The organism is Xanthomonas vasicola (assembly GCF_000772705.2).
GTDB lineage: Bacteria > Pseudomonadota > Gammaproteobacteria > Xanthomonadales > Xanthomonadaceae > Xanthomonas > Xanthomonas vasicola.
Genome location: NZ_JSBW02000096.1, coordinates 114147 through 128152, shown reverse-complemented (window position 1 = coordinate 128152; position 14006 = coordinate 114147). Strand labels below are relative to the sequence as shown.

Genomic DNA, 14006 nt, shown 5'->3' with positions numbered 1-14006 from the left:
GCAAGCGCAGCTAGGGTCGGGCGAAAAGCCTGCTGGGCGATAGCGGCTATAGCGGAGATCCCTTCGCCAAGGGCGTCCAGGACATCCTTGGCAAGCGCGTCACCGTACAGATTGCCAAACGCAGCGAGTTGCATACTTTCAAGGTTTTGCCGAAGCACTGGATTGTTGAACGCAGCTTTGCCTGGCTGGAGAAGAACCGAAGGTTATGGAAGAACAGCGAGCGAAGGCTCAATACCAGCTTGCAGTTCATCCACCTTGCGTTCCTGACATTGCTGCTCGGGAGATCGTGAACAGATTCTTAGATGCCGGTAGCCACCGCTACACGACGCACTAAGAACGACCAACAGCTCGTAGCGAGCAGTCGCCTGGTAGGTGCGTGGCGCGGACGGTGCAGAGGAACCGGAGTACATGCCGATTCCGAGCACCGACCGCGCCCGCCCGGCGGCGGCACAGTCTTTTTCTGAGCTGCGCTAGATGCTGGTCGCAGGCTCGCCGTCTTCGGCGCCCGGCGAGCGTACGCTCTCCTGTGCAATCGGCTCGGCCGCACGCGATGGCGCTTTTTCCTGCGCAGCGATTTCGGCGCGAATTCTCGGCAATGCATACGCATGCTCGCGGGTCAGGAAATCGATCATGCGTTCGCGCACCAGACAGCGCAGATCGAAGGCATCGCCAGAATTGCGCGCGCTTACCAGCAGCCTCACCTGGATGGTGTTGTCGCTGGTGTCGGTAATCTGGGTCACGCACACACGGCCATCCCATAGCGGCTCGCTCTGGCAGATACGCTCCAGCTCCGCGCGTACTGCTGCAATCGGCGTACGGTAATCCAGCCACAAAAACGCGGTGCCGAGCAGGTCGGCACTGCTGCGCGTCCAGTTCTGAAACGGGTTTTCAATCCACCACGTCAGCGGCACCACCATGCGGCGCTCGTCCCAGATCCGCACCACCACGTACGAGCTACCGATCTCTTCGATACGGCCCCACTCGCCCTCCACGATCACCACATCGTCCAGGCGAATCGGCTGGGTCAGTGCAATCTGCAAACCGGCGATCAAATTGCCGAACACCGGCTTGGCCGCGATACCGGCCACCAGCCCGATGATGCCGGCCGACGCCAGCAAGGTCTTGCCGATCTGGCGCACCTGCGGAAAGGTCAGCAGGACTACCGAAATGCCGAGCAAGATCACCGTGCCCATCAGCACCCGGCTCAGCACACGCGTCTGAGTCTGGATGCGGCGTGCGGTGAGGTTGTCGGAGACTTCGATCGGGTTGCTGCGCAGAATCGCCGCTTCGCCAGCAGCCACCGCACGTACCAGTAACCAAGTGACGCAGCCGACGATGCCCAGGTGCAGCAGATGCTGCACTGCTACCAGCGCCCTGCCGGCCAATGGGGTCGCTTCGGTGGCGATGCCCAAAAACAACAGCGGCAAAATAAAGGCCGCCGGCAGCGTGATCACGCGAATGATGCGCGCACGGCGATAGTCGCGGCCCTGCATGCGGCGAAACAGCCACAGCATCAATGACCAGGTCACGATGCCCGCCAGCAGCGAGGCACCGAGCGGAATTGCGTATTCGCGGATGACGTTCCAATCGGCAGTCAAACCGTTCCTCCTGTGGGGGGAGAGAGGGATGGCTGCCAGAGCATGCCGCACGCGGCATGAGCATCACGTCATGCGCACACCCCGCTCATGCGCCCAGTGGCTGCGAGGCCACCTGTTGCTGCTTGCGCACGATCGCCATCGCAATTTCCAGCGATTGTTCGTAGTTAAGGCGCGGATCCACGCTGGAGCGATACGCCCGCTCCAGATCGCGCTCGGTCAGCTCGCGTGCGCCGCCGGTGCACTCGGTGACATCTTCGCCGGTGAGTTCCAGATGCACGCCACCCAGCCGCGTGCCGGCCGCCGCATGCAGGTCGAAGGAGATCTCCACTTCATTGCGGATATTGTCGAAACGCCGCGTTTTATAGCCATTTCCCGTGCTTTCGGTATTGCCGTGCATCGCATCGCAGACCCACAGCACCCGCCGCCCGTCGCGCTTGACGGCATCCAGCAGCGGCGGCAACTTCTCGGCGATCTGCGCCGCGCCCATGCGATGGATGAAGCTCAAACGCCCGGGTTCGTCTTCGGGATTGAGCACATCGATCAGGCGCAGTAACTGATCTGGCTGCACCGACGGCCCGACCTTGATCGCGATGGGATTACGCACGCCGCGCAGGTATTCCACATGCGCACCATCCAGCGCAGCGGTGCGCATGCCGATCCACGGGTAGTGGGTGCTGAGATTGAACCAGCCCCACTGCCGCGGCACCTGCCGGGTCAGGCCTTCTTCGTACGGCAGCAGCAAGGCTTCGTGCGAGGTGTAGAAGTCGATGCGATTGAGGTTGTACACCTCCGCACCGGACAGGGTTTCCATGAAGCGCACGGCATCGCCGATCGAAGCGACCATCTTCTGGTAGTCCGCCGCCAGCGGCGAATAGCCCACCCAATCCAGATTCCAGTATTCGGGGTGATGCAGGTCGGCAAAGCCGCCGTCGATCAACGCGCGCACGAAGTTCATCGTCATCGCCGAACGCGAATGCGCGGTGATCATGCGGCGAGGGTCGGGCACGCGCGCCGCTTCGGTAAAGGCCGGCGCATTGATTACATCGCCGCGGTAGCTCGGCAAGGTCACCCCATCGCGGGTCTCAGTATCGGCCGAACGCGGCTTGGCATATTGCCCGGCAAAACGGCCCACCCGCACCACCGGCAAATGCAGCCCGTGCACCAGCACCAGGCTCATTTGCAGCAGTACCTTCAGGCGATTGGAGATGGTGCCCGATTCGCAATCGCTGAAATTTTCCGCGCAATCACCGCCCTGCAGCAGGAAGCGCTTGCCTTCCTGCGCTTCCGCCAATTGGCGCTTGAGCGCAAAGATTTCCCACGAGGTCACCAGCGGCGGGAGCTGCCCCAACTCGCGCATGGCGGTCTGCAGCGCGGCTTCATCCGGATACACCGGCAGCTGCAATGCAGGTTTGCCGCGCCAGCTATCCGGCGCCCACACTGCGACGGCGGGATCGGAAACGGGAGTGGGGGCGGAAAGATTCATGAAAGGACTCCTAGGCAGTCTGCGATGTTGGCAGAGCCGGAGGGCTACGCAAAGCGCCTGCATGCCAGGCGCGTCGGATTGCCACCGCAGCGCCCGCAGCGGCACTGGCGCGCAAGCGCCTGCGACCTGAACACCAAGCAACATCCCCCCTGCGCGCCATGACTTTCGACCTACGCTAGCGCTCGCCAAACAGTCCAATGTTACGAAATAACAACACTTCCTCCCTCACCCGCCTCGCGAAACTGCCATGACTCCTCGTCTTCTGTCTGCCGCTATCACCGTTGCCCTGCTGGCCGCACCCGTCGGTGCGGCGCTCGCCGCCGATGCCGACTCCGAGCGCACGACCGATCTGGATACGGTCAATGTGATCGCCAAGCTCGAGGCGGCGCGCAACGCGCTGTCACCGGATATCGGCAGCAGCCAATTCGCCATCACCGCTGAAGATATTGATCGCCTGCCGCTTGGCGCGGCGACCCCGCTCAACCAGGTTCTGCTGCAGGCACCGGGCGTGGTGCAGGATTCCTATGGCGGCATCCACGTGCGCGGCGACCATGCCAACCTGCAGTACCGCATCAACGGCGTGATGATTCCCGAATCCATCTCCGGCTTCGGCCAGAGCCTGGAGCCGCGCATCATCAAGAACCTCAAGCTGCTCGATGGCGCATTGCCGGCGCAGTTCGGCGACCGCACCGCCGCGGTGGTCGACATCACCACCAAGAGCGGTGCCGAACTCGGCAATGGCGGCAGCGCCGGCATCACCGCCGGCTCATTCGGCACCATCAACCCCAATGCGTCGCTTTGGGGCAGCAGCGGGCGTTGGAGCTGGTTCGTCAGCGGCGATTACGACCAGAACAAGAACGGCCTGGAAAACCCGGTCGACAGCCTCAATCCGATCCATGACAAAAGCCATCAGGGCAAGGGCTTCGCCGATCTGACCTACTTGGTCAATGAGAACACCCGTCTCAGCGTATTGGTTGGCTACGCCAACAATCGCTTCCAGATTCCCAACAATCCCGGGCAGACACCAGCGTTCGATTACCTGGGAACCACCGATCTCGATTCGTTGCAGCTGGATGAAAACCAGCGCGAAAACACCCGTTTCGGCACCTTGGCCCTGCAAGGCACCATCGGCGACACCAACTATCAGATCTCCGCCGGCCAGCGCTACAGCAGCGTGGCCTTCTCGCCCGACGTCGCCGGCGATCTGATCTTCAACGGCATCGCCTCGCAAGTGGACCGCAGCAACCGCGCCAATACTGTACAGGCAGACTTCGCAACGCCGTGGGGTGGCTCGCATACGCTGCGCTACGGCCTGTACGGCAACTTCGAGCACGCCATCGCCAGCAACAACTCTTACGTCTTCCCGGCCAACGACGACGGCAGCCAGAGCAGCAACATGCCGTTGTTCATCCCCGACGGCAGCCGTTTCCATGCCAGCACCTACGCCCTCTACCTGCAGGACGAATGGAAGATCGGTGATGACTGGACCGTCAATTACGGGCTGCGCGGCGACAAATACAAGGCCTTCGGCACTACCGAAGGTCAGCTCAGCCCGCGCCTGGGCGTGATCTGGCGCGCCAGCGAGAGCACTACTGTGCATGCCGGTTACGCGCGCTACTTCACCCCACCAGCCAGCGAGCTGATCTCCACCAGCGACATCGCGCTGTACGACGGCACCACCAATCAGCAGTCGGCCGGCAACGGCCAGACCACACCGTTGAGCGAACGCAGCGACTACTACGACCTGGGCATCTCGCAAGTGGTCACCGACCATCTGACGCTAGGTCTGGACACCTATTACCGCAAGGCCGACCGGCTCCAGGACGAGGGCCAGTTCGGTGCGGCCTACGTCTATTCCACCTTCAACTACCGATACGGCCGCATCCGCGGGGCCGAGTTTAGCGCCGACTACACCAACGGGCCGGTCACCGCCTACTTCAACGTCGCATACAGCAAGGCCATGGGCAAGCGGGTCATGACCAGTCTGTATAACTTCGACCCGGATGCGCTGGCTTACGCCTACGACAACTGGATCCACCTGGACCACGATCAGAAGCTGACCTCTTCCGGCGGCATCAACTACGCCTTCAGCGAAGGCAGCAAGGTCGGCCTCAACTATCTGTTCGGCAGCGGCTTGCGCACCGATACCGACACCGTGCCCAACGGCGCTTCGCTTCCGTCGTACTTCCAGTTGAATGCCAGTGTCGGCCACGACTTCGACGTCAATACGCATCCGCTGCATGTGCAACTGGCTGCGGTCAATGTCCTCAATCGCAGCTACCAGTTGCGCGATGGCGGCGGCATCGGCGTGTTCGCACCGCAATGGGCACCGCGCCGCGGCGTTTATGTGAGCCTGCAGCAGGACTTCTGATTGCGGTGCAAGGTAGCGGATGGACTGGGTGCAGTCCGGTCCATCCGCCGGCGTTACCGCGATGAAGACGAATCAAAATGGGACAGGTTGGATGCTTACCGGCTGTATGGCTGGTGCGCATCGTCTGAATGGCGCGTTCGCACCGACTTGTCGGTCTAGCGATGCTACGAGCCGAGCCACGATCCACCAGAGCTGGCCGGCAGGAAGACCCATGCCTTAGGCCACACCGTGGCTGTCTGTCACTCATTGCAATACGCCGCAGCCGCGTGCAAGCGGCGGCAGATGCCCAGTGCTGGGTGCAATCAAACAACCCCATCAAGCGCATCAAAAGCACAGAGTGCATGTAGCGTAGATCGGTTGCGTACCGATGACTCAAAGCGCATGACCGGCAGCAGATCAGAGCCCCTCCTTTCGCCCGCCTGTCACCCGGCGAACCACGTAGCGTCGCCGCCCACGCGACGCAGAGCCAATGCTTGCCTATCGCGATGACACCCGCCTGCCTCCAGGGCTGCAGGCGTGGCAACGCACGGCACCGCTCAGTGATATACCAAACTACGCCGTGCCTTGAAGCCCGCGTACAGCGCCCACAATGCCAGCCCCACGAACCACACCATGCTCCACATCGGCATGCTCAGGCCCAGGAAGCGCCAATCGATATTGCCGCAGTCACCGGTGCCGGTCAGCACGGTGCGGAACACTTCGAACGGACCCATCGTCTCGCTCAGAAAGCTCAACGGTGGCCCGCAGGAGGACATCATGTCCTTTGGCCGGATCTGCACCCACACGTGGCGCCCCGCGATGCCCATGCCCACGCCTGCGGCGATGAAGCTCAACATGCCATACACCTTCCGCGCGCCCGCAGCTCGTGGCCCATGCAGTGCGCCGATCAGGAAGAACACCGCCAGCGCCGCAAACGCGATCCGCTGGAAGATGCACAGCGGGCAAGGCTCCAGACCCAGGTGCAACTGCACATAGATCGCGTAGGCCAGCAGTCCTGCGCACGCAAGGAAGCCCAGCAAAAACTGCGCCCGGAAACTCCAACGAAATGGATTCATCGTCACTGCTTGCCTAGGGTCAAGTTGCCGATTATCAGCCATCGCTACGGCCGTGACCACGCATGTCTGAGCAAGCAGCCGCACCGCGCCAAGCGCCTGGTGCTTATCTGCATCGCAGCCGTGGCGACACGCGGTGACACGCATGCGATGTCCAGACGTTCAGGGTCCACGGCATGCCTCCCGCAAGCGACAATCCAAAATCCGCGAGCCGTCCTCGACTCAGCGGAAGGAAGCTGCAACAGGCCGAGCAAGTGATAGGAAGTCGCACCGAAACATGAGCTCTAGCAATGTCGTCTTGCCTGCTGCGTGGGCGCACCGATCGATGTACATGGGCATGTGTGCAGCAGGTATGTGCAGCCAGCAGCCTTCGGCAAACGTACATTTTCGACCAGCCAATAAAAAAGCCCGGCATGCGCCGGGCTTTTTCAAGAATCTTTACAGAAGCGATCCGCTTACTCGGCCACTTCTTCGGCAACGACCGGACGGTCGACCAGTTCGACATACGCCATCGGCGCATTGTCACCGGCACGGAAGCCGGCCTTCAGAATGCGCAGGTAGCCGCCGGGACGGGTCGCGTAACGCGGGCCCAGTTCGACAAACAGCTTGCCCACTGCTTCCTTGTCGCGCAGGCGAGCAAACGCCAGACGACGATTGGCAACGCCATCGACCTTGCCGATGGTGATCAGCGGCTCGGCGACGCGACGCAGTTCCTTGGCCTTCGGCAAGGTGGTCTTGATCAGCTCGTGCTTGAACAGCGAGGCGGCCATATTGCGGAACATGGCTTCGCGGTGCGCGCTGGTACGGTTGAATTTACGGCCGGATTTCTGGTGACGCATGAGTGTGATTTCCTAAGGAATATTGAGACTACTGAGTGACGTTGTCGCCATCCTGGCGCTGTTGAATGGACTGCGGTTGGTCCGAGCCGGCCGTCCTTTGACCGGATGTCATCGCAGGCTCTGGCCCGTCGATGCAGAAAAGACAGCATGGGCGCCCGAAGACGCCCATGCCTTGATGCATTAACCAAGCATGCCGTGCTGGGCGACACCGGCCGGCGGCCAGTTCTCCAGCTTCATGCCCAGTGCAAGGCCGCGCTGTGCCAGCACTTCCTTGATTTCGGTTAGCGACTTCTTGCCCAGATTCGGGGTCTTGAGCAGCTCGACTTCGGTCTTCTGAATCAGATCGCCGATGTAATAGATGCTCTCGGCCTTGAGGCAATTGGCCGAACGCACGGTCAGCTCGAGGTCGTCGATCGGGCGTAGCAGCACCGGATCCACGCCGCTGGCAGCCGGCTTGGCCGCACCGCGATCGCGGTGGGTGAAATCGCCGAATACCGACAGCTGATCGCTAAGGATGTCGGCGGCGGTGCGCACGGCTTCCTCGGCATCGATCGTGCCGTTGGTTTCGATATCGATCACCAGCTTGTCGAGGTCGGTGCGCTGTTCAACACGCGCAGCTTCCACGGCATAGGCAACGCGACGCACGGGCGAGAACGACGCATCCAGCATCAAACGACCGATGGTGCGGGTTTCTTCGTCCGGACGACGACGCGCCGCAGCCGGCTGATAGCCGAAACCACGCTCGATCTTCAGACGCATGTTCAATGCGGTGTCTTTGGTCAGGTGGCAGATCACGTGGTCGCCGTTGATGATCTCAACGTTGTGATCGGTCCTGATGTCTGCCGCAGTGACCGTACCCGGACCCTGCTTGGACAACGACAGCGTGGCGCTGTCGCCACTGTGCATACGAATTGCCACGTCTTTTAGGTTCAGCAGGACGTCAAGCACGTCTTCCTGCAAACCTTCGACCGTGGTGTACTCGTGCAGCACGCCGTCGATCTCGACCTCGGTGATCGCAAAACCGGGGATCGACGACAACAACACACGACGCAGGGCATTGCCCAGCGTGTGCCCGTAACCGCGCTCCAAGGGTTCGATCACGACCTTGGCACGGTTGTCGGTAAGACGTTCGATCTGCGGACCACGGGGGCGCAGAACCTGGTTGGCGGTAACCGTCATGTTGCGGGGTCTCCTGCGAACCTCCGGCAGTACCGGAGGTTCTCCAATGTGAATTACTTCGAATACAACTCGACGATCAGCGCTTCGTTGATATCCGAAGGCAGGTCAGCGCGATCCGGAACGGCCTTGAACACGCCGCTGAACTTCTTCGAATCGACTTCAACCCACGACGGCGTCATGTCGTGCTGCTCAGCCACGGTCAGCGCTTCCTGCACGCGAAGCTGCTTCTGTGCCTTTTCCGACAACGTGATCGCATCGCCAGCCTTGATCTGGTACGAAGCCAGATTCACCGACTTGCCATTGACCAGCACGCCACGGTGCGACACCAGCTGGCGCGCGGCCGGACGGGTGACAGCAAAGCCCATGCGGTAGCAGACGTTGTCCAGACGGGTCTCCAACAACTGCAGCAGGATCTCGCCGGTGTTGCCCTTCTTGGTCGAGGCCTTCTTGTAGTAGTTGCGGAATTGGCGTTCCAGCAGACCGTAGATACGCTTGACCTTCTGCTTTTCACGCAGCTGGGTAGCGTAGTCGGAGAGCTTGCCCTTGCGAGCCGCTCCGTGCTGGCCGGGCTTCTGCTCAAGCTTGCACTTGGAGTCCAGCGCACGCGCCGGGCTCTTGAGAGAAAGGTCGGCGCCTTCGCGGCGCGCGAGCTTACAGGTAGGACCGATATAACGAGCCATTTCTTATCGCTCCCTTTAGACGCGACGCTTCTTCGGCGGACGGCACCCGTTATGCGGGATTGGCGTCACGTCGATGATGTTGGTGATCTTGTAGCCCACGTTGTTCAACGAACGCACGGCCGACTCACGGCCCGGACCCGGACCCTTGATACGCACTTCCAACGACTTCACGCCGTAATCGAGCGCAGCGCGGCCAGCCTTTTCGGCGGCAACCTGAGCAGCGAACGGGGTCGACTTACGCGAACCACGGAAACCGGCGCCGCCGGACGTCGCCCACGACAGCGCATTGCCCTGGCGATCGGTGATTGTGACGATGGTGTTGTTGAACGAAGCGTGGACGTGAGCGACGCCATCAGTGATGACGCGCTTGATCTTCTTCTTCGTTTTCTTTTCTGCTGGCTTTGCCATGATCTATCCCTTACTTCCTGATCGCCTTGCGCGGACCCTTACGGGTGCGGGCGTTGGTACGGGTGCGCTGACCACGCAGCGGGAGACCACGGCGATGACGCAGACCGCGATAGCAGCCCAGGTCCATCAGTCGCTTGATCGCGATACCGATCTCGCGGCGCAGGTCGCCTTCGACGACATACTTGCCGACTTCGGCGCGCAGGCGCTCGATCTCGGGTTCGGACAGATCACGAATCTTCGTGGTCGAGGTAACGCCTGCGGATTCGCAGAGCTTCTTCGAACGGGTACGGCCGATGCCGTAGATGCTTTGCAACCCGACCCAGACGTGCTTCTGGGCTGGCAGGTTGACGCCTGCAATACGCGCCATGACGCGATTCTCCAACTGAGTGATGGCCCGACAGCGCCCAGGCGCCATCCGGCAGGATGGATCAAAAGTTAACTCGGAATTATAGCAAGGCCTCGGATTGCTTTGAAGCCCGTGGAACCAGAGGTTCCATGAACCCGGCGTGGGGAGTGTGCCCTCGCTCCGGCGCCGGACGGTGTTGATCCAGAAAATTGCTCCGAATCGCCTGTGCTACTCCCGCACAGGACCACCCCGTCACACCCGCGCGCGAGACGTCGCGCGAGCCGCCCTTCTGATCGGAAGACCGTGGCCCGGGAACTAGGCCGTCTTCACGCAATGAAGATCTAGTGTACCACTTAACCGCGCGCAAGACCGCCGCGCGAGCCGCCCTTGAGGTTGGCCTTCTTCAGCAAGCTCTCATACTGATGCGACATCAGGTGCGCCTGGATCTGCGCAATGAAGTCCATCACCACCACCACCGCGATCAACAGCGAGGTGCCGCCGAAATGGAACGAGGTGCCGAGCTGCGTCCGCATGATTTCCGGCAACAGGCAGACGATCACTAGGTACAGCGAACCGGCAGCGGTCAGACGGGTCAGCACGCCATCGACGTAATCTGCGGTGGCCTTGCCTGGACGAATACCCGGAATCAGCGCGCCCGACTTCTTGAGGTTGTCGGCGGTTTCCTGCGAGTTGAACACCAGGGCGGTGTAGAAAAACGCGAAACCAATGATCAGCGCCGCAAACACCAACATGTGCACCGGCTCACCGGGCCCAAGCGCGTTCGCGATCTTCTGCAGCCACGAACCGATACCACCCGATGCCGCCTGACCCGACCACATCGACAGCGTCGCCGGGAATGCCAGGATGCTGGAGGCGAAGATCGGCGGAATCACGCCAGCCATGTTTAGCTTCAACGGCAGGAACGAGGTCTGATTCATGTACGCATTGCGACCGCCCTGGCGGCGCGCGTAGTTCACCGTAATCCGACGCTGCCCTCGTTCGACGAACACGACGAATAGCGTGAACGCCAGGATCGTGATAACGATCAACAGCAGCGAAATGAAGCTCAGATTGCCTTCACGGAACGCTTCGACAGTCTGGATGGCCGCCGACGGCAGGCCTGCCACGATACCAGCGAAGATAATCAGCGAGACGCCGTTGCCGATGCCGCGCTCAGTGACCTGCTCGCCAACCCACATCAGGAAGATGGTGCCGGCAGTCAACGCGATGACCGCAGTGAGCACGAAACCCATACCCGGCGCATATACCACCGGAGCGCCACCAGGCGCGGTCTGATTCTGTAGTGCCAGCGCGATACTGCCGCCCTGCACCACTGCCAGCAACACCGCACCGATACGCGAATATTGGGTGATCTTGCGTCGACCGGATTCGCCTTCCTTCTGCATCGCCTTGAGGGCGGGAAAGATGTGCGTGGCCAACTGGATCACGATCGATGCCGAGATGTACGGCATTACATTCAACGCAAAAATACTGAAACGGTGCAGGGCGCCGCCCGAGAACATGTTGAACATGTCCACGATGCCGCCGCCCTGCGCCTGCATCAACGAAAGCATGGCATCGGGATTCACGCCAGGCACCGGCACATAGCAGCCGATGCGATAAACGATCAATGCCCCGAGGACGAACAGCAACCGCTGGCGAAGTTCTGTGAACTTGCCGAGCCCGCCACCGAGGTTACCAATGCCAGCCTGCGCCATCTGCCGATTACTCCTCTACGCTGCCGCCGGCAGCTTCGATTGCTGCCTTGGCGCCTGCGGTTGCCGCAACGCCCTTCAGCACGAACTTCTTGCTCAGCTCGCCCTTCAGCACGATCTTCGCCTTCTTGGCGCGGCTCGGGACCAGATTGGCCGCACGCAGCGCTGCAAAGTCGACATCACCGGCATCCAGCTTATCCAGCTGGTAGGACAACACTTCTGCGGTATCGCGCGCCATCTTGGAGCGGAAACCGATCTTCGGCAGACGGCGCTGCATCGGGGTCTGGCCGCCTTCAAAGCCGGCCTTGATCTTGCCGCCACCCTTACGAGCGAACGAACCCTTGTGACCGCGACCAGCGGTCTTGCCGAGGCCCGAACCGATACCACGACCGACGCGGGTGCGCTCGGTGCGGGCGCCGTCGGCCGGCTTGAGGTCATTAAGACGCAGAGTCATGGGATTACTCCTCAACCTTGACGAGGTAGTGAACCGTATTGATCAGACCACGCACCTGCGGGCTGTCTTTCAGTTCACGCACATCGTTGAGCTTATTCAGGCCCAACGCACGCACCGACAGGCGGTGACGCGACTGGGTTCCACGCAGACCGCGCACCAGGCGCACCTTCACGGTCTTGTTGGTGTCCTTAGCCATGGTTGAGCTCCTCCACCTTCTTGCCGCGCTTGGCCGCAACACGCGCCGGCGACTGCACTTCCGACAGACCCTTCAGGGTTGCACGGACCAGGTTGATCGGGTTACGCGAACCAACTGCCTTGGCCAGCACGTTCTTGACGCCAACCGCTTCCAGCACAGCGCGCATGGCGCCGCCAGCGATGACGCCCGTACCTTCCGAAGCCGGCTGCATGTAAACGCGTGCTGCACCATGCCCTGACTTGACGGCATGCCACAAGGTGCCGTTGTTCAGATCGACAGTGGCCAGGTTCTTGCGCGCCTGTTCCATCGACTTCTGGATGGCGACCGGCACTTCGCGCGCCTTGCCATAACCGAAACCAACCTTGCCCAGACCATCGCCGACCACGGTCAGCGCGGTGAAGGTGAACTGGCGACCGCCCTTGACCGTCTTGCTGACGCGATTGACCGCGACCAGCTTTTCGATCATGCCATCGTCGACTTTCTCTTCGCGGTTACGGTCGCGATCACGACCCCGCGGTGCACGTTCTTCTGCCATCTTGATTCCTTGATTGATTGAGTATGTACGGCTCGAAGCCGCTTATGGTTGTGGAGTCACGCTGTGTTCCCGGCTCCGTTGCAAAAGAACGGGACGGTCCGGCATCTCCCTGCCGGCGGTATTGCAGATGTGGTCGATGACCACATCTGCAGCAGTGCTTAGAACTGCAGGCCGCCTTCGCGCGCTGCATCGGCGAGCGCCTTGATGCGGCCGTGGTAGCGGTAGCCCGAGCGGTCGAATGCGACCTTCTCGATGCCCGCAGCCTTGGCGCGCTCGGCGATCAGCTTGCCGACCTTGACGGCCGCATCGCTGTTCTTGCCGTTCTTTAGGCCGTCCTTGACGTCGGCCTGCAGGGTGTTCGCCGCAGCGATCACCTTGGAGCCGTCGGCAGTGAAGACCTGCGCGTACAGATGCTGACCGGTGCGCAGCACCGACAGACGGGCGACGCCCAGCTCACGGATGTGCGAGCGGGTGGACTTGGCGCGACGCAGACGGGCGATGTTCTTGTTGATGCTCATGATATGTGTCCTACGGAAGCTGAAGGAAAACAGGCTTTGCATTGAAAGTCCGGCCATGGATCGCCGAGCTCTTCGCAGAGGGACCTGCCTTAGGCCTTCTTGGCTTCCTTGCGAATGATGACTTCACCGGCGTACTTCACACCCTTGCCCTTGTAGGGCTCCGGCGGACGGAAACCGCGAATCTTGGCGGCAACTTCGCCGACGCGCTGCTTGTCGGCGCCCTGGACCAGAATTTCGGTCTGGGTAGGGGTCGACAGCGTGATGCCTTCCGGCGCCACGAACACCAGCGGGTGCGAGAAACCGAGCGCCAGGCTCAGATCCTTGCCCTGCATGGCAGCGCGGTAACCGACGCCGACCAGCTCGAGCTTGCGCTCGAAGCCTTCTGAGACACCCCTGACCATATTGGCCAGGATGGCGCGCACGGTACCGGTGATGGCGATCTGCGACGGGTTATTGGCCGACAAGGTGGCAACGTCGCCATCAATGGCGATTTCGACGCCAGTCGGCTTCGGCAGGGTCAACGTGCCCTTCGGGCCCTTGACGCTGACCAGTTCAGGCTGGACGTTGAGTTCAACGCCCTTCGGAAGGGAGACAGGCTTCTTGGCTACACGGGACATGTTCGATTCCTTTCC

The 14006-nt window shown here is 61.4% G+C and carries 15 protein-coding genes and 1 pseudogene; 2 read left to right on the top strand and 14 right to left on the bottom strand.

The features are described from left to right. Positions 1–17: 17 nt before the first annotated feature. A pseudogene (locus tag NX05_RS23375) lies at positions 18–290 on the top strand (transposase); the annotation flags it as partial. A gap of 180 nt (positions 291–470) precedes the next feature. Here the strand turns inward: NX05_RS23375 and NX05_RS20870 are convergent. Both NX05_RS20870 and NX05_RS20865 read right to left on the bottom strand, forming a co-directional pair. Beyond that, positions 471–1598, bottom strand: a complete 1128-nt coding sequence (locus NX05_RS20870) for a mechanosensitive ion channel family protein (RefSeq protein ID WP_010371145.1) — start codon at positions 1596–1598, stop codon at positions 471–473. A gap of 85 nt (positions 1599–1683) precedes the next feature. Then, positions 1684–3081 carry a class II 3-deoxy-7-phosphoheptulonate synthase gene (locus NX05_RS20865; RefSeq protein ID WP_010379354.1) on the bottom strand — a complete coding sequence of 466 codons (1398 nt, stop codon included), beginning with the start codon at positions 3079–3081 and terminating at the stop codon, positions 1684–1686. A 247-nt stretch (positions 3082–3328) separates the two neighbouring features. On the opposite strand from NX05_RS20865, the gene NX05_RS20860 reads away from it, so the two are divergent. Next, complete coding sequence (locus tag NX05_RS20860; RefSeq protein WP_039435962.1) at positions 3329–5452, top strand: TonB-dependent receptor; 2124 nt, start codon at positions 3329–3331, stop codon at positions 5450–5452. 536 nt (positions 5453–5988) lie between these two features. Here the strand turns inward: NX05_RS20860 and NX05_RS20855 are convergent. The 12 genes from NX05_RS20855 to rplF all read right to left on the bottom strand — a co-directional run bounded on the left by NX05_RS20855 (position 5989) and on the right by rplF (position 13991). After that, positions 5989–6507, bottom strand: a complete 519-nt coding sequence (locus tag NX05_RS20855; RefSeq protein ID WP_039435961.1) for a disulfide bond formation protein B — start codon at positions 6505–6507, stop codon at positions 5989–5991. 452 nt (positions 6508–6959) lie between these two features. Next, entirely contained in the window at positions 6960–7343 is a 384-nt protein-coding gene (gene rplQ / locus NX05_RS20850; RefSeq protein WP_003486665.1) for a 50S ribosomal protein L17, read from the bottom strand. Positions 7344–7523: 180 nt separating this feature from the next. Further along, the gene (locus NX05_RS20845; protein ID WP_002811635.1) at positions 7524–8522 is read right to left on the bottom strand and encodes a DNA-directed RNA polymerase subunit alpha; all 999 of its coding nucleotides are present in this window, start codon (positions 8520–8522) and stop codon (positions 7524–7526) included. 53 nt (positions 8523–8575) lie between these two features. Then, on the bottom strand, positions 8576–9202 hold the full coding sequence (rpsD, locus tag NX05_RS20840; RefSeq protein ID WP_010371121.1) for a 30S ribosomal protein S4: 627 nt from the start codon (positions 9200–9202) through the stop codon (positions 8576–8578). Positions 9203–9217: 15 nt separating this feature from the next. Continuing rightward, positions 9218–9610, bottom strand: coding sequence for a 30S ribosomal protein S11 (gene rpsK / locus NX05_RS20835; RefSeq protein ID WP_003486671.1), 393 nt, complete (start codon positions 9608–9610; stop codon positions 9218–9220). Positions 9611–9620: 10 nt separating this feature from the next. Continuing rightward, positions 9621–9977, bottom strand: coding sequence for a 30S ribosomal protein S13 (rpsM, locus tag NX05_RS20830; RefSeq protein ID WP_003486672.1), 357 nt, complete (start codon positions 9975–9977; stop codon positions 9621–9623). Positions 9978–10309: 332 nt separating this feature from the next. Continuing rightward, a complete protein-coding gene (secY, locus tag NX05_RS20825; RefSeq protein ID WP_003486674.1) occupies positions 10310–11674 on the bottom strand; it encodes a preprotein translocase subunit SecY in 1365 nt (454 codons plus the stop codon). A gap of 7 nt (positions 11675–11681) precedes the next feature. Continuing rightward, on the bottom strand, positions 11682–12125 hold the full coding sequence (gene rplO / locus NX05_RS20820; protein ID WP_003486676.1) for a 50S ribosomal protein L15: 444 nt from the start codon (positions 12123–12125) through the stop codon (positions 11682–11684). 4 nt (positions 12126–12129) lie between these two features. Further along, positions 12130–12321, bottom strand: coding sequence for a 50S ribosomal protein L30 (gene rpmD / locus NX05_RS20815; RefSeq protein ID WP_003486678.1), 192 nt, complete (start codon positions 12319–12321; stop codon positions 12130–12132). Next, positions 12314–12856 (bottom strand): 30S ribosomal protein S5, encoded by a 543-nt coding sequence (rpsE, locus tag NX05_RS20810; RefSeq protein ID WP_003486682.1) that lies wholly within the window; start codon positions 12854–12856, stop codon positions 12314–12316. Before rpsE ends, rpmD begins: the two co-directional genes overlap by 8 nt. A gap of 158 nt (positions 12857–13014) precedes the next feature. Then, positions 13015–13374, bottom strand: coding sequence for a 50S ribosomal protein L18 (rplR, locus tag NX05_RS20805; RefSeq protein ID WP_010371104.1), 360 nt, complete (start codon positions 13372–13374; stop codon positions 13015–13017). An 89-nt stretch (positions 13375–13463) separates the two neighbouring features. After that, positions 13464–13991: a 50S ribosomal protein L6 gene (gene rplF, locus NX05_RS20800; RefSeq protein ID WP_039435959.1), complete on the bottom strand. Its 528-nt coding sequence runs from the start codon at positions 13989–13991 to the stop codon at positions 13464–13466. Between the last annotated feature and the right edge of the window lie 15 nt (positions 13992–14006).